The organism is Gordonia sp. NPDC003950, from assembly GCF_053605205.1.
The window spans coordinates 138,048-158,484 of record NZ_JBSGIT010000010.1 but is presented as its reverse complement, the minus strand read 5'-3'; the positions used below and the strand labels follow the sequence as shown (position 1 = coordinate 158,484).

General features: G+C 66.9%; 18 protein-coding genes. 8 read left to right on the top strand and 10 right to left on the bottom strand.

Going from position 1 to position 20,437, the window contains the following annotated elements; all coding sequences use genetic code 11:
- Positions 1-14 precede the first annotated feature (14 nt).
- Positions 15-803: a 2-keto-4-pentenoate hydratase gene (locus tag ACWETB_RS11280; protein WP_348808733.1), complete on the bottom strand. Its 789-nt coding sequence runs from the start codon at positions 801-803 to the stop codon at positions 15-17.
- Positions 804-952: 149 nt separating this feature from the next.
- Between ACWETB_RS11280 and kstD the strand changes: the two genes are divergently transcribed.
- From kstD to ACWETB_RS11265, 3 genes are all read left to right on the top strand, one after another.
- Entirely contained in the window at positions 953-2,635 is a 1,683-nt protein-coding gene (gene kstD / locus ACWETB_RS11275) for a 3-oxosteroid 1-dehydrogenase (protein ID WP_348804705.1), read from the top strand.
- A 9-nt stretch (positions 2,636-2,644) separates the two neighbouring features.
- The gene (locus ACWETB_RS11270; protein WP_452211147.1) at positions 2,645-3,553 is read left to right on the top strand and encodes a MaoC/PaaZ C-terminal domain-containing protein; all 909 of its coding nucleotides are present in this window, start codon (positions 2,645-2,647) and stop codon (positions 3,551-3,553) included.
- A 122-nt stretch (positions 3,554-3,675) separates the two neighbouring features.
- Complete coding sequence (locus ACWETB_RS11265; protein ID WP_348804703.1) at positions 3,676-4,107, top strand: DUF6918 family protein; 432 nt, start codon at positions 3,676-3,678, stop codon at positions 4,105-4,107.
- Positions 4,108-4,217: 110 nt separating this feature from the next.
- On the opposite strand, the gene ACWETB_RS11260 is transcribed toward ACWETB_RS11265, so the two are convergent.
- The gene (locus ACWETB_RS11260) at positions 4,218-4,349 is read right to left on the bottom strand and encodes a hypothetical protein (protein WP_348804702.1); all 132 of its coding nucleotides are present in this window, start codon (positions 4,347-4,349) and stop codon (positions 4,218-4,220) included.
- A 173-nt stretch (positions 4,350-4,522) separates the two neighbouring features.
- Between ACWETB_RS11260 and ACWETB_RS11255 the strand changes: the two genes are divergently transcribed.
- A complete protein-coding gene (locus ACWETB_RS11255; protein ID WP_452211201.1) occupies positions 4,523-6,235 on the top strand; it encodes an MFS transporter in 1,713 nt (570 codons plus the stop codon).
- 18 nt (positions 6,236-6,253) lie between these two features.
- Positions 6,254-7,528, top strand: coding sequence for an SLC13 family permease (locus tag ACWETB_RS11250; RefSeq protein WP_452211144.1), 1,275 nt, complete (start codon positions 6,254-6,256; stop codon positions 7,526-7,528).
- 174 nt (positions 7,529-7,702) lie between these two features.
- Here ACWETB_RS11250 and ACWETB_RS11245 read toward each other — a convergent pair whose 3' ends face one another.
- The 7 genes from ACWETB_RS11245 to ACWETB_RS11215 are packed head-to-tail and all read right to left on the bottom strand — an operon-like array spanning position 7,703 to position 16,569.
- Positions 7,703-9,364, bottom strand: a complete 1,662-nt coding sequence (locus ACWETB_RS11245) for an AMP-binding protein (protein ID WP_452211142.1) — start codon at positions 9,362-9,364, stop codon at positions 7,703-7,705.
- 41 nt (positions 9,365-9,405) lie between these two features.
- The gene (locus ACWETB_RS11240) at positions 9,406-10,581 is read right to left on the bottom strand and encodes a lipid-transfer protein (RefSeq protein WP_452211140.1); all 1,176 of its coding nucleotides are present in this window, start codon (positions 10,579-10,581) and stop codon (positions 9,406-9,408) included.
- Positions 10,581-11,018 carry a MaoC family dehydratase gene (locus tag ACWETB_RS11235; protein WP_452211138.1) on the bottom strand — a complete coding sequence of 146 codons (438 nt, stop codon included), beginning with the start codon at positions 11,016-11,018 and terminating at the stop codon, positions 10,581-10,583. Before ACWETB_RS11235 ends, ACWETB_RS11240 begins: the two co-directional genes overlap by 1 nt.
- Positions 11,015-12,058: a bifunctional MaoC family dehydratase N-terminal/OB-fold nucleic acid binding domain-containing protein gene (locus tag ACWETB_RS11230; RefSeq protein ID WP_452211136.1), complete on the bottom strand. Its 1,044-nt coding sequence runs from the start codon at positions 12,056-12,058 to the stop codon at positions 11,015-11,017. Before ACWETB_RS11230 ends, ACWETB_RS11235 begins: the two co-directional genes overlap by 4 nt.
- Positions 12,055-13,218, bottom strand: a complete 1,164-nt coding sequence (locus ACWETB_RS11225) for an acyl-CoA dehydrogenase family protein (protein ID WP_449742085.1) — start codon at positions 13,216-13,218, stop codon at positions 12,055-12,057. Before ACWETB_RS11225 ends, ACWETB_RS11230 begins: the two co-directional genes overlap by 4 nt.
- A complete protein-coding gene (locus tag ACWETB_RS11220) occupies positions 13,218-14,324 on the bottom strand; it encodes an acyl-CoA dehydrogenase family protein (RefSeq protein ID WP_452211134.1) in 1,107 nt (368 codons plus the stop codon). The genes ACWETB_RS11225 and ACWETB_RS11220 overlap by 1 nt, the downstream gene beginning before the upstream one ends.
- A 55-nt stretch (positions 14,325-14,379) precedes the next feature.
- Positions 14,380-16,569, bottom strand: a complete 2,190-nt coding sequence (locus ACWETB_RS11215; protein ID WP_452211132.1) for an acyl-CoA dehydrogenase family protein — start codon at positions 16,567-16,569, stop codon at positions 14,380-14,382.
- 128 nt (positions 16,570-16,697) lie between these two features.
- Between ACWETB_RS11215 and kstR the strand changes: the two genes are divergently transcribed.
- Positions 16,698-17,348, top strand: coding sequence for a cholesterol catabolism transcriptional regulator KstR (gene kstR / locus ACWETB_RS11210; RefSeq protein WP_348804693.1), 651 nt, complete (start codon positions 16,698-16,700; stop codon positions 17,346-17,348).
- Complete coding sequence (locus ACWETB_RS11205; protein ID WP_449742088.1) at positions 17,345-17,491, top strand: DUF1059 domain-containing protein; 147 nt, start codon at positions 17,345-17,347, stop codon at positions 17,489-17,491. The genes kstR and ACWETB_RS11205 overlap by 4 nt, the downstream gene beginning before the upstream one ends.
- 120 nt (positions 17,492-17,611) lie before the next feature.
- On the opposite strand, the gene ACWETB_RS11200 is transcribed toward ACWETB_RS11205, so the two are convergent.
- Positions 17,612-18,610, bottom strand: coding sequence for an alpha/beta hydrolase (locus ACWETB_RS11200; protein WP_449742434.1), 999 nt, complete (start codon positions 18,608-18,610; stop codon positions 17,612-17,614).
- Positions 18,611-18,906: 296 nt separating this feature from the next.
- On the opposite strand from ACWETB_RS11200, the gene styD reads away from it, so the two are divergent.
- Positions 18,907-20,394, top strand: a complete 1,488-nt coding sequence (gene styD / locus ACWETB_RS11195) for a phenylacetaldehyde dehydrogenase StyD (protein ID WP_452211129.1) — start codon at positions 18,907-18,909, stop codon at positions 20,392-20,394.
- Positions 20,395-20,437: the final 43 nt, after the last annotated feature.

Sequence of the window (20,437 nt, the reverse complement as noted above, 5' to 3'; positions counted from 1 at the left end):
GATCTCCTCTTGTCTCACGTGAAATCCAATGTCACCGAGCCGAGCCCGGCGAATTCGGCGACGACGTGGTCGCCCGGTCCGACGTCGAAGGCGCGCGTCGCGGTGCCCGGCAGGATCAGGTCGCCCTTGCGTAGTCGCACCCCGAAACTCTCCACCTTGCGGGCGAGCCAGCTCACCGCATTTAGCGGATGACCCAGTACCGCAGACGAATTGCCCTTCGCGACGATCTCGCCGTTGCGATGCAGCACGGCGTCGATGTCGCCGGTGTCGATCTCGCTGATCGGCACACGCTGCTCCCCCAGAATCCACCCGCACGACGACGCGTTGTCGGCGATGGTGTCACACAAGGTGATCTTCCAGTCCTTGATCCGCGAGTCGATCAGTTCGATCGACGGCACCACCCATTCGACCGCATCGATGACGTCGTCGTTGGTGCAGCCGGCGCCCGGCAGGTCCTTGCCGAGGAGGAATCCGACCTCGACCTCCACACGCGGGAAGCACAGCGTCGACGCGTCGATCGGGGTGGATTCGAAGTACTGCATCTCATCGAGCAGGTGCCCGTAGTCGGGTTCGTCGACGTTCATCATCTTCTGCATCGCCTCCGACGCCAGCCCCACCTTGTGGCCGGCGACCGTCGCACCCGCGTCGAGGCGCTTGCGGATGTTGATCAGCTGGATCTCGTAGGCGTCGACGACGTCGAGGTCGGGGTGGGTGTCGGTGGGCCGGTCGATGGCGGTCGCGGTCTTTTCGGCGTTCCAGAGATCAGCCGCGATCTGCTCGCGGACGTGCTGGTCAACGGCCATGTGGCGAACTCCTGGGTCGAGTGAACGTGTTCTAGTTTAGAACATGTTCCACCGATGCGGAACGGCTCGACCCACTGGCGCAGGAAATCTGCAACGTGTTCTAATTTGTGGATAGAACACGTTGCACCGCGGCGCACGAAGGGACATCCATGACCGACACGGCCAAGACAGACCCAGAGACCTACGACGTCATCGTCGTCGGCGCCGGCGCGGCCGGATTGTCCGCGGCCATCACCGCCGCCGCGCAGGGCCTGCGGACCGTCATCATCGAGAAGTCGGCCTACTGGGGCGGGTCGACGTCCCGGTCGGGCGGAGGTGTCTGGATTCCGAACAACTCCGTGCTCAAGCGCGACGGCGTGGACGACACCACGGCCAAGGCACGCGAGTACGTGCACGCCATCATCGGTGAGCACGCCCCTGCGGAGAAGATCGACGCCTACATCGATCGCGGCCCCGAGGCGCTGGACTTCCTGATGGCGCACGCGCCGTTGGACCTCGAGTGGGTCAAGAACTACTCCGACTACTACCCGGAGGCGCCGGGCGGACGGATCGGCGGACGCAGCGTCGAACCCCGGCCCTTCGACGCCCGTGCGCTCGGTGACGATCTGAAGACGCTGCATCCGCAGTACACCAAGGCTCCACTGAACATGGTTGTGCTGCAGTCTGATTACCGCTGGCTCAACACCGGCCTGCGGCATTGGCGGGGCCCGGTGCGGATGGCCAAGGTCGGCAGCCGGTTCTTCTGGGCCCGCTCGCGCGGCAAGAAGCTCATCGCGATGGGCGCCGCGCTGGCCGCCGAGTTGCTTCTCGGCGTCCGCAAGGCCGGTGTGCCACTGCGTCTCTCGACCGGCCTGGTCGATCTGGTGACGGAGAACGACCGGGTGGTCGGGGTGATCGCCGAGCACGAGGGCTCCCGGGTCGAACTGCGCGCCGAGCGGGGCGTGATCCTGGCGTGCGGCGGTTTCGAGCACAACGCCGAGATGCGCAGGAAGTACCAGCGCGATCCGATCGGGTCCGAGTGGACCACCGGTGCGCCGACCAACACCGGCGACGGCATCAACGCCGGTCTCAAGATCGGCGCGGCGGTGTCGCTGATGGACGACTCTTGGTGGGGCCCAACCATTCCCCTGCCCCGCGGGCCGTGGTTCGCGCTCTCCGAGCGCGCGGTACCCGGCACCTTCATGGTCAACGAACGCGGACAACGCTTCATGAACGAGTCACTGCCCTACGTCGAGGCCGTCCACCACATGTACGGCGGCGAGTTCGGTCAGGGCGACGGCGCAGGCGAGAACGTCCCGGCGTGGCTGGTCTTCGACCAGAAATGCCGCAACCGCTACCTGTTCGCCGGAGTCAACGCACGACAACCGCTGCCCAAGAAGTGGTTCACCTCCGGGGTGGTCGTCAAGGCCGACTCCATCGAGGCACTCGCCGAGCAGATGGGTGTGCCCGCCGACTCGTTGCGCGCCACCACCGACCGCTTCAACGGATTCGCCCGCCGCGGCGTCGACGAGGACTTCGGCCGCGGCACAAGCGGATACGACCACTACTACGGAGACATCACCAACAAACCCAACCCCAGCCTCGGAGCGGTCGAGAAGGGGCCGTTCTACGCGGTCAAGATGGTCCCCGGCGACCTCGGCACCAAGGGCGGCATCGACACCGACGCGAACGGCCGGGCGCTACGCGCCGACGGCTCGGTGATCGACGGCCTGTACGCCGCGGGCAACACCAGCGCACCGGTGATGGGCCACACCTACGCCGGTCCCGGCGCCACCATCGGACCGGCCATGGTCTTCGGATACCTCGCCGCACTCGATTGCGCTGGAAAGTAAGGAGATACGATGCCCATCGATCTGTCCGTCGCCCTGGGCGCCGAACTGCCCGAGACCAGCTTCTCGTGGTCGGCCTCCGACATCGCCCTCTATCACCTGGCCGTCGGTGCCGCCGCCGACCCGATGGACACCGCCGGGCTGGCCTACGTCGACGACGTCGCCCCCAAGGTGCTGCCGACGTTCGCCACCGTCGCGGCGTCGTTTCACGCCATCGAGGCACCGAAGGTCAGGTTCCCGGGCATCGACATCGATCTGGCGAAGGTGGTGCACGGAAGTCAGCAGGTGATCGCGCACCGCCCGATCCCCGCCGACGGCAAGGCCACCACCCGGGCGCGGATCGCCGAGATCCAGGACAAGGGATCGGCGGCGGTGATCATCACCGAGAAGGTCACCACCGACTCCGACGGCAACGACCTGTGGACCGAGCGGTCGTCGATCTTCGCCAAGGGCGAGGGCGGCTTCGGTGGCGATCGCGGGACGTCGACGAAACTCACCTACCCCGACCGCGAACCCGATCACCGGCTGACCGCGCCGACGTTGCCCAATCAGGCACTGCTGTACCGGTTGTGCGGCGACCGCAATCCGTTGCACTCGGATCCGGCGTTCGCCGCCCGGGCGGGCTTCCCGCGGCCGATCCTGCACGGATTGTGTACCTACGGGACGGTGTGCCGGACCGTCGTCGACGCCCTCCTCGACGGCGACGTCACCGCGGTGAGCGACTATTCGGCCACCTTCGCCGGGGTCGTCTTCCCCGGCGAGACGCTCGACATCGCGGTCTGGGAGGACTCCGGCCGCTTGCTGATCTCCGCATCGGTCGTCGACCGCGACGGCGCTCCAGCATTGGGCAACGTGGCATTGGGAAACGTGGCATTGGGCAACGTGGCCATCACGTCGGCGAAACCCGCTTCACCGGCCTGATGTGGGGCGATCGGCGGTCCGATGACGGGGCCTGTCCACCTTCGATATCGCACTGACCATACGGACGACGCCGGGCGTCTATTCTGCTCAAGGAAGACCCGTCCCATCCTTGAGGAGAATTGATGAGCGATTCGCTGCAGTCCTTGCTCGACACCAACCGATCGGCCGCCGTCGACGACCTGGTGGGGGTGATCGACTCGCAGGTTTCGGCTCAGAAGGGCATCGGTGGGGCTGCCGTCAAGGCCGCGTACGCCGCCGCACAGAAGGTCAAGCCCGGGATCGTGCGCAAGGCCACCGATCTGATGCTGCCGGACTTCGTCAACGCGCTGACGCCGTTCTGGGATTCGAAGCCCGCCGGAACGGCATTCGGCGATCACCTCGCCGCCAACGCCGACGCCGCGACTGAAGCACTGCTCGCCGTCACCGATGATCAGGTCGAGTCGGCCAAGGCGCCGCTGGTCAAGGCGTACAAGTCGCTGCGGGGCAAGGCGAAGGGATACGTCAGCGACGCCCTACCCGCGGTGGGTGCCGCGGTGGAACGCAACGTCGCATGATCGACGGTCGCGCCGCGTCGACTCGCAACGCGGGTCGGCGGCGCGGCCATGCCGCGCCGTCGCAGTCAGCGCTGTCGCGGACAGGACTGTCGCGATCAGCGCCCGCGCGGTCAGGCTGCGGTCGTCACGATGAGGACGAGCATGCAGACGACCGCGACCAGCGCCGCGAGCATCGCGAGAACGCGCCACACGTGCAGGCGCGGGGTATCGGCGGATCGGGAAGTGTTGACCGGTGCGGCCATGATGTCCCACTTTCAGTTGGCCGGGGCCGGTACCGAGGTGTGGTCACGATCCCCGTGTGTGTGACTTCAGTGATTAATGTGTCACACGTTGCATTTGATGTCGCGTCTTCGGGCCAGCGTGTCGCGTGCGTCACACAGCTGAGCCCCGGAAAATCCACAGGAAGGGCGTGACGATGCGCCGATTCACCTCCATCGATCTGCGATCGGCATGGCTCATCCTGATCTCATGCGCGGCCGTCAGCATGGTCGTGGCCGCCATGGCCGCCCTCAACACGGCCCTCGCCGACATCGCCATCGACATCAACGCCGACACCGGACAGATGACGTGGATCGCCGACGGATACACCCTGGCTCTGGCCGCGCTCCTGCTGCCCGCCGGCGCCATCGGCGACCGCCTGGGCCGGCGCGAATTGCTGATCGCGGGTCTGATCGTGTTCGCGATCGGTTCCCTCGCGGCCATCTGGACCACCGATCCGACCCAACTGATCATCACCCGATGTGTGGCCGGTGCCGGCGCCGCGTTCATCATGCCGACGACGTTGTCGTTGATCACCTCGGGCGTGCCGGAGGACAAACGCAGCATCGGCATCAGCATCTGGGCCGCCGTCGCCGGCGCCGGCGCCATCGCCGGATTCCTGGTGTCCGGGGTCCTGCTGAAGTTCTTCTCGTGGCATTCGATCTTCATCACGTTCGCGGCGTCGGCGGTGCTCACCGCGCTGGTGTGCCTGACGATCGGCACCTCCAAGGACTCCGAGCCGAAACCGTTCGACTATCTGGGCACGCTGGTCTCGATCCTGGCGGTCACCGGCATCGTGTTCGGATTGCTCGAGGCACCCCATCGTGGCTGGGATGACGCGCTCGTCCTGATCACGTTGATCGGCGGCATCGTCCTCGTCGCAGTGTTCTGCCTCATCGAGCTGCGCGGGTCACGCCAGCTCCTCAACGTCCGGCTGTTCACCAACCGCGCCTTCGGTTCCGGCGCATTGTCGGTGGCATTGCAATTCTTCGCCTCCTTCGGCGCGTTCTACCTTCTGCTGCAACGACTGCAGCTGGTGTTCGGCTACACCCCGCTCCAGTCGGCCTTCGCCCTGATGCCCATGGTGGCCGGAGTGAGCATCTTCGCACTCATCGGCAATTGGCTTGCGGTGCGCTATCATTCGCTGCGCTTCGTCTTGGCCGGCGGAATTCTGATCTCCGGGCTCGGCTTCATCCTCATCGGCACCATCGACTACGACACGTACTGGGTGCTGGCGGCGATGCTGTTCTGCACCTCCGTGGGTATCGGCCTGGCGACCGCACCGTCGACGACGGCCATCATGTCCAACACCCCGCTGGACAATCAGGGCGTGGGTTCGGCGGTGAACGACACCGCTCGCGAGATCGGCGCCGCCATCGGCATCGCCATCTCGGGAAGCCTGCTGGCGGCGGGCTATTCGGATCGCATCGGGTCGACCGCAGCACTGGCGCGTGATCAGCTCACCGCCGCCGGACAGCCACAGGCCGCCGCCGAAGCCGGCGAACGGATCTCCCGGTCACTCGCCGAGGCCACCGAGGTCGCCTCCAGACTGCCCGGAGAACTCGGTGCCCGGATCCTGCAGGGCGCGAAAGACGCGTTCATCGAACCGATGAACATGGCGTGTCTGGTGTTGGGGATCGTGCTGGTGGTCGGTGGCGTGGCGCTGGGATTCCTCGCCCCGCGTCGTGTGGTCGCACTCCATCACGACGGTCAACCCGAGTCCGGGGTCAACGAATTCGGCTGGTCCGGTGAGTCCGACGACGACCCTGTTTCGAACGACAACGCAGCGAGCGGGCCGACCGCGAACGAGCCTGCTGCCGACGGCCGCGACTCGAATGACCCCGTGGCGTCCGAGTCCGATTCCGTCTGATTCAACTAGGCTCTCGTCGTGCTCGATTCCCAGAGTGTCCTGGGCACCATCCTGGCTGCCTGCTGCCTGTTCGGTGTGGTCGGCGTTGCCGTATCGGCGCGCCGGATGAGTCCGGCCGTGGTGGCGGTCCCCGCCGCCGTCGTGCTGGTCGTGCTGGGTGTGGTCTCGTGGTCGCAAGCCGGGGACGAACTCTCGTTCATCGGACCCACCATCGGCTTCCTCGCGGCCATGTTCGTCGTCGCCGAGGTGTGCGCCCAGGAAGGCGTATTCGCCTGGATCGGTTCGGTTCTCGCGCGGGTCAGTCGAGGGTCACCGCAACGTCTGCTCGGACTGGTGTTCGTCGCCGCGGCAGTGACCACCGCGGTGCTGTCCATCGATACCACCATCGTGCTGCTGACACCGGTCGCCGTCGCCACCGCGCGTCGCATCGGGGCGAAGGTCGCACCGGCGGGCGCGGCCACGGCACACCTGGCCAACAGCGCGTCCACTCTGCTACCTGTGTCGAATCTGACCAATCTGCTGGCGTTTTCGGCGACCGGACTCGGTTTTCTCGGCTTCGCCGGGTTGATGGCCGGGCCGTGGATTGTGGCCATCGTCGTCGAATATGTGCTGTTCCGTTGGTTTTTCGCCGACGACCTGCGGGTGGTCCGGGAACAAGAAGCGCGCGATCCCGATCCGCACCCGGCTCCGAGCCGGCCGGCTCCGGTGGTGACCCTGCTGCTCCTCGGCGCGCTGCTCCTCGGTTTCGTGGTGGCCGAACCACTGGGCGTGCCCTTGTCGGTGGTGGCAGCGATCGGTGCGGCGGTGATGCTTGTCGCGCCCCTGCGACGCGCCCCGCTGCCGACGGTGATCCGCGCCGGCCGCGCGCTGAATGTGCCGTTCCTGGCATTCGTCGCGGCATTGGGCATCATCATTCTGCCTATTCGCCTGGGTCCCATCGGGGATGCGATCACGACACTCATCCCGTCCGGCGACGGTATCCTCGCACTGCTCACCGTCGCGGCGCTCGCTGCGGTGGTGGCCAATCTGCTCAACAATCTGCCCGCCACGCTGCTGCTCATCCCGCTCGTCGCGCACGAGCCGGGCCTTGCGCTCGCCATGCTCCTCGGCGTCAATATCGGCCCGAATCTCGCCTACTTCGGTTCGCTCGCAAATCTGTTGTGGCGCGACGTGATGCGCCGCAACACCACTCCTCCGCCGACACGGCGCTACCTCCTGCTGGGCGCGCTCACCGTCCCACCCACCCTGATCGCCGCCGTCGTCGCCCTGTGGGTGGGGCTGCAGGTCGGCTGACCGGGTGTGATCCGCTGGGCGTGCGCGCTCTGGCGCGCTGCGTTGACAGCGCTCTCGACCGCACTGACAGCGCTTTCCGTTCCGTTGACAGCGCCGGGGTTCGTCAGCTCAGGCGCTGTCAACGTGTACGAGAGCGCTGTCAACGGGTGAGAGAGCGCCGTCAACGTTCCCGGGTCAGGCCGGGGCCGGCTCCGCGCCCGCGGTGGCCGCGGTGTTCTTCGCCCACCGGTAGTCGGCCTTGCCTGCGGGCGTGCGCTTGACCTCGTCGACGAAGACGACGGTACGCGGAACCTTGTAGCCGGCAAGCGATTCGCGGCAATGTGCCTGTATCTCTTCGAGGCTCGGTTCGGGGGCACCGTCGGCGACGCGGGCCACCGCGGCCACGCGCTGCCCGTAGCGTTCGTCGGGCACCGGGACCACCAGTGCGTCGCCGATGGCCGGATGCGCGTGGAGTACCGCTTCCACCTCCTCCGCGTACACCTTCTCGCCGCCGGTGTTGATGCATTGGGAACCACGGCCCAGGAAGACGATGGAACCATCGGCCTCGACGGTGCCCATGTCACCGAGGATCGAGATCCGACGACCGTCGGGCAAGGTCGGGAAGGTTCGGGCGCTCTTCTCCTCATCCTTGTAGTACCCGAGTGGCACATTGCCGATACGCGCGATGTAGCCGACATCGCCGGAGCCCGGCTCGATCTGACGATGCCGCTCGTCGACCACCATCATCTTGTCGGTCGGCGGCACCCGGAGATTCCCGTTGTCGTCCATCAGGATCTCGCCGTCATTGCCCGATTCGGACGCACCGAAGTTGTCGCGCAGGACGAGATCCGGCTTGATGGCGGCGAACCGCTCCCGATTGTGATGCGACCAGATGGCACCGCCGGAGGTCACCGAGAACAGGGTCGAGTAGTCGACCTCGCCCTTGCGGCGTTCCATCTCTTCCGCGAGCGGCATACCCATCGCATCACCGACGATGAGAATGATCTGGATTCCCTCGTCCTCGATGCCCGCCACGATCGCCGCCGGGTCGAAGTCGCGCATCAAGACCAGCCGCCCACCCAGGGTGAGGAAGGTGAACAGCGAGTACGACGCCGCGCCGTGCATGAGTGGCGCGGCGATGTTGAAGGCGATCGACCCGAATTCCTGGACAGCAGTTCCCAGTTCGGCGAGATCCTTGCGAGCCTCACCGTACGGGTTGCCGCCGGAGATCGGCTTGCGGAAGAAGTCGTCGTGACGCCACATGACACCCTTCGGATAGCCGGTGGTGCCGCCGGTGTAGAGAAGATACAGTTCGTCGCCGGTACGTGGCTCGAAATCGCGTTCCTCGGAGGCGTTCTCCTCGTCGGCGAAGGACACCACCGCAACCTCCCGGCCGTCGGGAAGCGCGGCGGCCGCCTCGGTCAGCTCCGTCTCGATCGGGCCGATGACGAAAACGGTACGCACCAGCGGCAAGTCGCCGAGCAGCGCCGCGACGCTACGCTGATGTTCGGGGAGCTCGACGATGATCCCCCGCGAGTCCGAATTGTCGAAGATATAACGCAACTCGGCGTTGGTATAGCGGTAGTTGACGTTGACCGGCACCGCTCGGATCTTGAGCAGTCCCAGCAGGCTCGTCACGTGCTCCACACTGTTCTTGAGGAACAGTGCCACCTGATCACTTGCGTCGATTCCGTTGTCCCGCAGCAGATGCGCGACCCTCGTGGCAAGTCGGTCGAGTTCGGCGTAGCTGATCTGCCGTCCGTCGTAGCTCAGTGCGATGCGTTCGGGCACCGAGTCGGCGACGGTCTCGAACACGTCGGCGAGGTTGAACTTGTGGGGCGCGTCCTGCGTGGTCACTGTCGAACTCCTTTGGGCTGATGATTGTCCGTACCCGAATGTCATTGCGCGGCAAGCACCAGACCGCTGGTGGGGACTCCCGTCCCGGCGGTGACGATGACGCGTTGCGCATCGTTTACCTGATTGACCGAGGTCCCGCGGATCTGGCGCACGCCCTCGGCAATGCCGTTCATCCCGTGGATGTAGGCCTCACCGAGCTGCCCACCGTGCGTGTTCAACGGCAGACGACCGCCGACCTCGAGCGCACCCGGTTCCGCGACGAAGTCCTTCGCCTCTCCCCGACCACAGAATCCCAACTCCTCCAACTGCATCAGCGTGTACGGGGTGAAGTGATCGTAGAGAATCCCGACGTCCATGTCGTCCGGCCGCAGCCCGGACTGCTTCCACAGTTGCCGCCCCACGAGGCCCATCTCGGGCAGCGCGGCGAGGTCATCGCGGTAGTAGCTGGTCATGATGAACTGGTCGTCGGCACTCCCGGCGGCCGCACCCACGATCACCGCCGGCGGATGCGGCAGGTCCTTCGCACGCTCGGCCGAGGCCACGACAATGGCGACGCCACCATCGGACTCCTGACAGCAGTCGAGCAGATGGAGCGGCTCGGCGATATAGCGCGACTTCTGGTGATCTTGCAGGGTGATCGGCTTACCGAAGAAGAAGGCGTTCGGATTGACCGCGGCATGCTTGCGATCGACGACAGCCACCCGGCCGAAATCCTCACTGTTGGCGCCGTAGTCGTGCATGTACCGCTGCGCCACCATCGCGACGAAGGCCGCCGGAGTCGACAGTCCGTGCGGGTAGGAGAAGGCATTGTCGGTACCCGACGAGTTCTCCTGGTTTGCGACGGCCGAATTCACCTGTCCGAACCGCAGTCCCGACCGTTCGTTGAACGCCCGGTAGGCGACGACGACGTCGGCGACGCCGGTGGCCACGGCCATCGCGGCCTGCTGGACGGTGGCACACGCCGCACCGCCGCCATAGTGGATACGCGAGAAGTACGTCATCTCACCGATTCCCACCGCACGCGCCACCGCGATCTCGGCGTTGGTGTCCATCGTGAACGACACGAGACCGTCGACGTCTGCCGGGGTGAGGCCGGCGTCGGCGATGGCCGCGGAGACCGCCTCGGCGGCCAGTCGCAGTTCACTGCGCCCGGAGTCCTTGGAGAACTCGGTGGCCCCGATACCGACGATCGCGGCCGCCCCGGAGAGGGTTCCCATCAGTTCTTCCCCGCCCTGTTGCCGCCGACCGCGTGACCGAGTCCGACGACCACCGTCGAGATCACGTGCTTGCCCAGCGAATTCGCTCCCACCACCGACACCGTGACCTCATCCCCGTCACGCGCGGTGACCTCGCCGGTGAACGTCACCGAATCGTAGGCGTACCACGGCACACCGAGTTTCAGTCTGATCGAACGCACGCGCGCCGACGGTCCGGCCCAGTCGGTGACGAACCTCTCCACGAGGCCGGTGTCTGTGAGGATGTTGACGAAGATGTCCTTCGAGCCCTTGGCCTGCGCCAGATCCCGATCGTGATGCACGTCCTGAAAGTCACGCGTGGCCAACGCCGTCGCCACCACGAATGTCGGTGTCGCCTCAATGGTCAACGCGGGCAACGTCTGACCGACCTCGACGGTCGGTACCGCCTCGAGGGTCATGCGGTCACCTCCGAGAGACGCGGCTTCCAGGCATACAGTGTCCACGCCGGTGTACCGGCATCGTCGTCGGCCGGAAAGTCGAGATAGGTTGCCTCGACCGGCATTCCGATGTGCACTTGCTCCGGGTCGACATCTCGTAGCTCACCGAGCATCCGCACACCCTCCTCGAGTTCGACGAGGGCGACCACGAACGGCAGCCCCCGTCCGGGCACCTTGGGGGCACGGTGCACGACGTAGCTGAAGACGGTGCCGCGGCCACTCGCGACCACGTAGTCGGTGGCCGGCACGATGCCGTCGGCATCGCGTGGCTTCCACGTCGCCGGTATCGGCGGGTGACGCAACGTGCCGTCCTCGTCGGCCTGGATGCGCAACTCGTGGGCGGCGACGCCCTCCCAGAAGAACGCGGTGTCCCGGGAAACACCGGGCCGCAACATCGTCGATGGATCGAGATCGTCGAACGAGGCGCCGGCCGGCGGCTCGGCGGGCGGCTCGGCGGGCGGCTCGGCGGCTCCCGCGCCGGGCGGCCGGAACTTCAGGATCCGGAAATCCATCTCGGCGACCACCTCGTCGCCCACCGACCAGGTGTTGCGGGTGGTGAAGAACCACCCCTCGCCCAGCGCGGTGTTCTTGGGACCGACGACGTCGACGAGTTCGGCGGAGATCGCTACCTGCTCACCGACCTCGATGTAGCGGTGATAGGTGGTGTCGCAGTTGGTGGCGACGACGGAGGTGTAGCCGGCCTCGTCGAAGAGCTCGGTGGCGCGGCCGAGCGGATCGTCGGCGGCCCGCGAACCGTGGAGGCCACGCATCGTCCACACCTGCGCCATCGCCGGCGGGGCGACGACTCCCGGATGCCCGGCGGCCCGCGCGGAGGCGGCATCGGTGTAGATGGGGTTGGTGTCGCCGATCGCCTCGACCCAGTTGTTGATCATCGGCTGATTCACCGGGTCCCGGCCCGTCACCGGTGCGCTGGGGCCGTCGTCCTTGATCTGCCGGGCGGCCGACTCGATGGCATCGATCAGGGTCTGCGATCCGGTCATCGTTTGGCCCTCGGCAATCCGAGTCCGGCGGTGCCGATCATGTCACGCATCACCTCGTTGACGCCGCCCCCGAAGGTGATGACCACGTTGCGTTTCTGCTGCACGTCGAGCCAGTCCACCAACTCGGCAGTCTGCGGATCGGTGAAATCGCCGTAGCGGCCGATGATCTCGTCGATCATCCGCCCCACTTTCTGAAGTCGTTCGGTGGCGAAGACCTTGGTGGCCGCGGCGTCGGCCATGGAGATGGCTTCGCCGGTGGAGGCCACCTGCCAGTTGAGCAACTCGTTGATGCGCGCGTAGGCGTCGATCTCCGCGAGCGCCCGGCGCACGTCGGGATGTTTGGCGATCACCGTGCCGTCCGGTCCGGGGCGTGCAGCCCAGGCACGCACCCGCGCCGCGAGGCCATCGATCCGGCCGGCCGGACCGAGCATCACCCGTTCGTGATTGAGCTGGGTGGTGATCAGCTTCCAGCCGTCGCCCTCCTCACCCACCCGCATCGACAGGGGCACCCGCACATCGCTGTAGTAGGTGGCGTTCACGTGGTGCGCGCCGTCGGCGGTGATGATCGGCGTCCAGGAGTATCCCGGGTCACGGGTGTCGACGATGAGGATCGAGATGCCCTTGTGCTTGGGGGCGTGCCGATCGGTGCGCACGGCCAGCCAGATGAAGTCCGCGTCGTGTCCGCCGGTGGTGAAGATCTTCTGCCCGTTGACGATGTACTCATCGCCCTCGCGGACGGCGCTCGTGGTCAGCGAGGCGAGGTCGGTCCCCGCGTCGGGCTCGGTGTAGCCGATGGCGAAATGCACTTCGCCGGAGAGGATCTTGGGCAGGAAGCGATCCTTCTGCTCGACCGTGCCGTGGGCCTGGAGCGTCGGACCGACGGTCTGCAAGGTGACCGCCGGCAGCGGGACATCGGCGCGGACGGCCTCGTTGGTGAAGATCTGTTGCTCGATCTCACCGAAACCCTTGCCGCCGAACTCCTTCGGCCAGCCGACGCCGAGCCAGCCGTCAACCCCCATCTGCCGCACGATCTTGCGGTAGGTCGGCCCATGCCGTTCGGTGAGCATCGTCGTCGCATCCTCGGGGCTGATGAGGTCGGCGAAGTACTCGCGCACCTGCGCCTTCAACGCCCGCTGATCGGGAGTGAGATCGATGAACATCAGTGCGCTCCTACCGATTCCGACAGTCCGGCCAGCTCGTCGAGGCGGGCCTCGGTGCCACCGACGAGTCGGGCGAGATCCTTGGCGATCGAGAAGTACCGGTGCAGCGGGTAGGTGACGTCGACACCGATGCCGCCGTGCAGGTGGGTCATGGTGCGCAGCGTCGCGGGCACCTCGGCGGCCATCCAGTACGTTCCGATACCCAGATCGTGTTCGGCGTCCAGCCCTTCGGATAGTCGCCACACCGCCGCCGCCGCCGACAACGACAGGGCTCGGCCGACGACGTAGATGTCGGCGAGTTGCTGGCCCACCGCCTGGAACAGCGCGATCGGCTTGCCGAACTGTTCGCGTTCGGTGACGTGCCGCGCGGTAAGCGTGGTCGCTCCGGCCACCAGTCCATCGGCGTAGGTACACAAGGACATTCGGTAGAGGTCGCGCAGGATGCCGAGGTCGGCGGTGAGTACGTCGGCATCGGCGACGGGAACATCGTCGAATCGGATCGTGTACTCACCCCAACCGCTCGACGACGGGGTGCGCCGCATGCTGATCCCCGGCGCATCCGATCGCACGGCAAGAACCCCGATGTCGGTGCCGACGAGCAGCGCGGTCGAGCCCTCGGCATGCAGCACACCGGATTTCACACCGACGAGGTGGCCGTCACGGACGGTGGTCTGCGGGGTGGAGGTGAGCGCGTCACCCGGTTCCCCCAGCGCGACCGCATGCCAGGCACCCTCGGCCAGCGTTCCGGCCCACCGCCGTCGCGGGCCGTCGGCGGTTTCGGGGTCGACGGCACCCAACACGAGCGCCGAGGTCACCGAGCCGAGGACGGGCACGACGGCCGCCGCCGCGCCGAGCCGGCGGAGCAGCGGGGCCACGGCGGTGACCCCGAGATCGTCGCCACCCAGTGATTCGGGGAGTGCGAGCACGTTGAGTCCGGCATCGGCCATCTCGGCCCACAGCCCGTCGTCGAGCCCGCCGACGCCGTTCTGGTCACCAGCGCGCAGTCCACGCCCGAACTTCGTCTCCCAGCGGGTCTCGTGCCGGGAAAGTACGTCGTCGGCGACGTCACCGACCGCGACCGCTTCCGCGTCGAGGGCAAAGTCCACCCGGTGCCTCCTGTTCGAAAAGTAGAACCTGTTCTAGTTGTATCAGACGGGAGCGTCAGGAGCGGGGCAGTCCGAGAATCCGCTCGGCGGCCGCGGTCCGCAGGATCTGGGTGGTTCCACCGGCAATGGAGAGGCACCGGTTCTGCAACAACAGATCCGACGCATCAGTCGCCGCGACGGCGTCGACACCGAGCAGGTCGACGGCGAAGTCCGGCACCGCCTGACGATGGGCGACGCCGATCAGCTTGCGCACGCTCGACAGCGCCCCCGGGTCGTGTCCGGCCAGGCGTCGCGTGACCGCCCGGGCGTCGAGGACGCGGCCGATGTGGGCGTCGGCGACGAGTCGTCCCAGCCCGGACATCTCGGCGTCGGTCAGCGGCCGGGGCATCTGCGCGATTTGCCGGAGCAGCGCGTCCATCTCCTTGCCCAGACCCGACCCGCCCATCGCGACACGCTCGTTGGCCAGGGTCGTGCGGGCCAGCCGCCATCCACCGTTGATCTCACCGACCACACAGTCGTCGGGCACGAACACATCGTCGAGGAAGACCTCGTTGAAGTTGGCCCGTCCGGTGAGTTCGCGCAGCGGCCGGATGTCGATGCCGGCGGCGGCCATATCCACCAGAAAGTAGGTGATGCCCTTGTGTTTCGGCGCTTCGGCGTCGGTGCGGGCCAGACAGATCCCCCACTGCGCGTTGTGGGCCTGCGAGGTCCAGATCTTCTGTCCGGACAACCGCCAGCCCCCGTCGACCCGGGCCGCCCGGGTACGCAGCGCGGCCAGGTCGGAACCGGCCTCGGGTTCACTGAACAGCTGACACCACACGATGTCCCCGTGCAGCGTCGGCGCGACGAACCGCTCGCGCTGCGCGTCGGTGCCGTGTTCGAGAATCGTCGGGATGGCCCACGCCCCGATGACCAGGTCCGGCCGGATCACCGCGGCGCGCTCGAATTCGGCGTCGATGAGCAGCTGCAGCGCCGGGTCGGCACCGATCCCGTGCGGGGCGGGCCAGTGCGGCATGAGGTAGCCGGCATCGGCCAGCAACCGGCGTTGCTCGGATTCGTCTATCGCCGCGACCTTTTCGACCACGCCACGAACCTCGTCACGACGGTGCTCGACCGCCGACAGATCGATCTCGAAGTCGCGTCGGTCACCCCGCATGCCCCGCCGGGCGAGGTCGGCGCGGGCGGGGTGCCCCTGTCCCAGCAGGGCGCGGGCGACCATCGCCGAGCGCAGGTACAGGTGGGCGTCGTGCTCGAAGGTGAAGCCGATGCCACCGAGGATCTGTATACAGTCCTTGGTCACCGCGACGGGCAGGTCGGCGACGAGGATCTCGGTGGCGAGTCTGCTCAACTCGAGTTGCTCGCGGGCCCGCTCGCCGGGTGCATCGTCGAGTTCCGCCGCGATGGCGTCGTCGACGGCGCGCGCGAGATCCCAAGCCGTGGCCTCGACTTGCTCCGTGCGACAAAGCATGTCGGCACAGATGTGTTTGACGGCCTGGAAGGACCCGATCGGCGCACCGAATTGGGTGCGCACCGTGGCGTAGTCGACCGCAGTCGTCAGGGCCCATCGGCACACGCCACTCTGGTATGCGGCGCGAGCCGCACTCAGCACGCCGGCGATCACCGGGCTGCCCCCGCAGTCGATCAGGTCGTCGGGGCCGACGCCACCGATGCGCACGCGGGCGGTCGGGGCGGCACCGTCGACCGGCGTCTCGACGTCCACCACCCGCTCGCCGACACCGGGCGGGATGACCCACCACGAACTGGGCGTCGTCCCCGTCACCGCCGGAAGCAGGATCGCGGCGCCGTCGACGTAACCGGGCACCACGCCGAGGTCGACTTCGCCATCGCCGACCGTTGTCGCCTCGATGTGTGCTCGCGCCGGAACGATGCCCGGCGTCGCGCCCGCGATCACTGATTCGAGCAGCGCGGCTGCGCGCGGATCGTCGGCGCGGGTCAGCGCGAGCGCGGTCGCGACGGTCTCGGCGATCGGACCGGGTACCAGCGACCGGCCGCAGCGTTCGACCATCGCGGCGACGTCGGCGCAGGACGCGCCCAGGCCACCGCGCGATTCTGGGACAATGGCCGACACGACACCGAAGTCGGCGAGTTGGGCGAATAGCTCCCCCACCTGATCGTCGGGTTTATCCAGGTGCGCACGGGCGATATCGGTGGTGCCGACCTTCGCGGCCCAGGCCGCGATGGCCTCGCAGACGGCGATCTGTTCGGGGGACGTGGCGAGTGTCACGGGAATCCTCTGTGCCGATTAGGTGACCAAGAACTAGAACCTGTTCTAATATGCCATGAGTACCGTACGCGCGGTAGCCATCGCGCCATCAAGCCGCCGACCACCGACGTGAGGAAGCCCGAGAGCACATGGCCGCATCTGACAATGCCGTAACGGTTCCGGAATCCGGCACCGCAGACACGGGTTCACCCACCGAGAGCGGATCGGCCGCCCAACGTGACCGGCGTCGCCGCATCCTCGACGCCACCCTGGCATTGGCATCCAAGGGCGGCTACGACGCGGTGCAGATGCGGACGGTCGCGGAGAAGGCCGACGTCGCCGTCGGCACCCTCTACCGGTACTTTCCGTCCAAGGTGCACCTGTTGGTGACGTCGTTGGCACGCGAGTTGGCCCGCGTCGAATCGCGCGTCGACCGGTCACAGCTGCGCGGCGACAACGCCATCGAGCGTCTCCGCCACGTGCTGGACATGATCACCTTCGCGATGCAACGCGACCCGCTGCTCACCGAGGCGATGACTCGGGCATTCATGTTCGCCGACGCGTCGGCGACCGCCGAGGTCGACCAGGTCGCCTCGATCATCGATCGACTCCTCGCCAACGCGATCGTCGACGAGGGCGAACCGACCGAGGAGGATCTCGCGATCGCCCGCGTGCTCGCCGATGTGTGGATGTCGAATCTCGTGCAGTGGCTGACCCGACGCGCGTCGGCGACCGACGTCACCAACCGGCTCGAACTGACCGTCCGCCTGCTCCTGAAGGATCGGGTGAGTGCCTCGTGAAAACCCGGCTGACCTGCCCCTGCGGCGAGATGCTGCGCGGCGCGGACGAAGACGAACTGGTCGAGACCGTGCGGAAACACCTCGCGGAGAACCATCCCGGGCACGAGTACTCGCGCAACGAGATCCTGTTCATGGCGTACTGAGCCGCCCGAGCCCCGGGCGTGGTTGCTCGGGCTTGAGTTGCTCGGGCTTGGTTGCATCGGGCTTGGTTCACCCGGGCTCGGTTCACCCGGCTCCGTTGAACCAGGGTTGGTTCGCCGGGCTCACTTGGCCAGATCGCCCGCGATCATCGGCCAGGTGTCGTGCAGATCCTGCTCCCAGTACGCCCAGGAGTGCGTGCCGACCGGCCGCAATGACACCCGGTTGACGACGCCGAGTTCGTTCATCCGCTGCGCCATCTGGACGGTGCACTGGTTGACCGCCGCCTCGATGACCCCGCCCAGGATGATCTGGTTGCCCAGGGTGACCGGGTTTCCGTCGATCAGGGGTGCGTTCAGCTGATCGTTCGGCCCGGGCAGACCCGAACCGCTGGTCATGTAGACCTTGGTGCCCTTGAGCTTCGCGGCATTGATGTAGGGATCGTTGGCCACCCAGCCGGGTCCGCCGGGGGTGCCCCACATGTTGTTGATGTTGCCGCGGCCACGATCGCCGACGACCATCCGGATGTAGGTCATGCCCAGCGGGTCGCTGGTGCGGGCGCAACCGCTGTAGGCCGCGACGGACCGGTACAGATGCGGCGCGGCGATCGCCAGATTGAGCACCGACGTCCCGGCCATCGAGATACCGGCAATGGAGTTCACCCCGGTCGTGTCGAATTCCTTGTCGATCAGCGGGGGCAGTTCCTTGGTCAGGAAGGTCGTCCACTTGTTGCGGCCGAGCACCGGGTCGTCCTGCTGCCAGTCGGTGTAATACGAGAAGGCGCCGCCGATCGGCGTCACGACGTTGACGTTCTTGTCGGCGAAGAACTGCGTGTAGCTGGTCTTGGCGGCCCAGGTGGCCGAATCCTCGCCGCCACCCGCCCCGTTGAGCAGGTAGAGCGTGGGCGCGGGCTTGCTGGTGTCCTTGGGGCGCAGGATCGTGACCGGGATCAGCTTGTTCATCGACGCCGAGTAAACGATCGCGGTGACCTGCTGGGCGGAGTCGTGCACCAGGGTCTCGATCTTCGAGACGTTCATCGGCGCCGGGTTCGATGGGTTGGTGGGTGATGTACTCGTGGGGTCTGCCGCGGCGACGCCGAGTCCCGTGCCCGTCGCGACCACCATCGCGGTCACTGACGCAACAAGCGTGCGAGTGATTCCCTTACGCACCATCAACCCCTTTAGTCACAACAGCCCCAATCCGGGCGAGTCTATCCGGCCCGGGCCTGGTCCCGGAAATCGAGACCGCTGTTGTTAGCCAGTTGTGACGATAACCGAGTGCGTCTCACCTCACCGTGCGCGTTCCGTCAATCACTCATGCGCGGACGTGCAAGTAATGACTCCCGCCAGTTCGCAGACTTGTGGCAGCAGTCACATCACGTTCGCCGAACGGGCGGGCTCACGACAGAAATGGAGAGGTCATGACGGCATTGGACACGTCCATCGCCAACAGCGCACTACCCGACGGGGTGCACACCGAGATCCTCATCGCCGGCACCTGGCGCCCGGCCCGAGACGGCGTCACCTTCACCGACATCAACCCGGCCACCGGTCTACCGCTGGTCGAGGTCGCCGCCGGCTCCGCCGCGGACATCGATGACGCGGTGCGTGCCGCCCGGGCTCAGCTCGCCGGCGACTGGGCTGCCACACCCGGAGCGGCACGCGGTGCGATCCTCCATCGCGTCGCCGACCTCATCGAGCGCGACGGCGACATCCTCGCCCGCCTCGAGGCGCTCGACATCGGCAAACCGATCGGCCAACCGTCCATGCTGGACATCCCCAACGCCGCGGGCACCTTCCGCCACTTCGCCGGGTGGGCCGACAAGATCACCGGTCAGTCCATCCCGACCGCCGGATACTTCGGGCGGCCCACCCACTCCTACACTGTCCGTGAACCGGTCGGCGTAATCGGCGCAATCATCCCGTGGAACACACCGCTCATGATCGCCGCGTGGAAACTCGCCCCGGCACTGGCCGCCGGCAACACCCTGGTGGTCAAGCCACCGGAGGACGCGCCGCTCTCGATCCTGCATCTGGCGTCGCTGCTGACCGAGGCCGGTCTGCCCGACGGCGTGGTCAATGTGGTCCCCGGTCTCGGCGGGGTGGCCGGCGAGGCGCTCGTCGCCCACCCCGACGTCGACAAGATCAGCTTCACCGGCAGCCCTCGCGTCGGTCGCCACATCCTGAAGGTGGCGGCCGACACCTTCAAACGCACCACCCTCGAACTCGGCGGAAAGTCACCGCAGATCATCCTCGCCGACGCCGACGTCGACGCCGCGATCAATGGCACCGCCATGGGCTTGTTCTTCAACCAGGGCGAGGTCTGTGCCGCCGGAACCCGTGTGCTGGTGCACCGTTCGCACTATGACCAGGTGGTCGACGGGCTGGCGGCGGCCGCCGCCGCGCAGGTGCTCGGCGATCCGCTGGATCCGGCCACCACGATGGGTGCGCTCGTCAACGCCAAGCAGCGCGACACGGTTCTCGATTACATCGAGGCCGGACGCACCGACGGTGCCCGGCTCGTCGCCGGCGGCGGGCGCGGCGGTGACGAGGGATTCTTCGTGCAACCCACCGTCTTTGCCGACGCCACCAACGACATGCGCATCGCCCGGGAGGAGATCTTCGGCCCCGTCGGCACGGTGATCCCGTTCGATGACGCCGACGAGGCCATCCGCATCGCCAACGACACCGACTACGGCCTGGCGGCGAGCATCTGGACATCGGATGTGGCACAGGCACATTCACTCGCCGGCCAGGTGCGTGCCGGGGCGGTGTGGGTCAACGGTTGGGCCGCAATCGATCCAGCGCTCCCATGGGGCGGCATGAAGACCAGCGGCGTCGGCCGCGAACTCGGGTGGGCGGGCATCGTCGCCAACACCGAGGAGAAGGTCGTCACCGTCGTCCTGTGACAACACAGCTCACATACCCGTCAACAATCACCAGAAGAGGAAG

What these genes read in the sequence shown, in the direction of transcription:
- kstD (WP_348804705.1), top strand. Translation starts at nt 953, where the DNA reads ATGACCGACACGGCCAAGACAGACCCAGAGACCTACGACGTCATCGTC.
- ACWETB_RS11255 (WP_452211201.1), top strand. Translation starts at nt 4,523, where the DNA reads ATGCGCCGATTCACCTCCATCGATCTGCGATCGGCATGGCTCATCCTG.
- ACWETB_RS11235 (WP_452211138.1), bottom strand. Translation starts at nt 11,018, where the DNA reads ATGACCCTCGAGGCGGTACCGACCGTCGAGGTCGGTCAGACGTTGCCC.
- styD (WP_452211129.1), top strand. Translation starts at nt 18,907, where the DNA reads ATGACGGCATTGGACACGTCCATCGCCAACAGCGCACTACCCGACGGG.
- ACWETB_RS11265 (WP_348804703.1), top strand. Translation starts at nt 3,676, where the DNA reads ATGAGCGATTCGCTGCAGTCCTTGCTCGACACCAACCGATCGGCCGCC.
- kstR (WP_348804693.1), top strand. Translation starts at nt 16,698, where the DNA reads ATGGCCGCATCTGACAATGCCGTAACGGTTCCGGAATCCGGCACCGCA.
- ACWETB_RS11230 (WP_452211136.1), bottom strand. Translation starts at nt 12,058, where the DNA reads ATGACCGGATCGCAGACCCTGATCGATGCCATCGAGTCGGCCGCCCGG.
- ACWETB_RS11240 (WP_452211140.1), bottom strand. Translation starts at nt 10,581, where the DNA reads ATGGGAACCCTCTCCGGGGCGGCCGCGATCGTCGGTATCGGGGCCACC.
- ACWETB_RS11280 (WP_348808733.1), bottom strand. Translation starts at nt 803, where the DNA reads ATGGCCGTTGACCAGCACGTCCGCGAGCAGATCGCGGCTGATCTCTGG.
- ACWETB_RS11260 (WP_348804702.1), bottom strand. Translation starts at nt 4,349, where the DNA reads ATGGCCGCACCGGTCAACACTTCCCGATCCGCCGATACCCCGCGCCTG.
- ACWETB_RS11225 (WP_449742085.1), bottom strand. Translation starts at nt 13,218, where the DNA reads ATGTTCATCGATCTCACTCCCGATCAGCGGGCGTTGAAGGCGCAGGTG.
- ACWETB_RS11270 (WP_452211147.1), top strand. Translation starts at nt 2,645, where the DNA reads ATGCCCATCGATCTGTCCGTCGCCCTGGGCGCCGAACTGCCCGAGACC.
- ACWETB_RS11200 (WP_449742434.1), bottom strand. Translation starts at nt 18,610, where the DNA reads ATGGTGGTCGCGACGGGCACGGGACTCGGCGTCGCCGCGGCAGACCCC.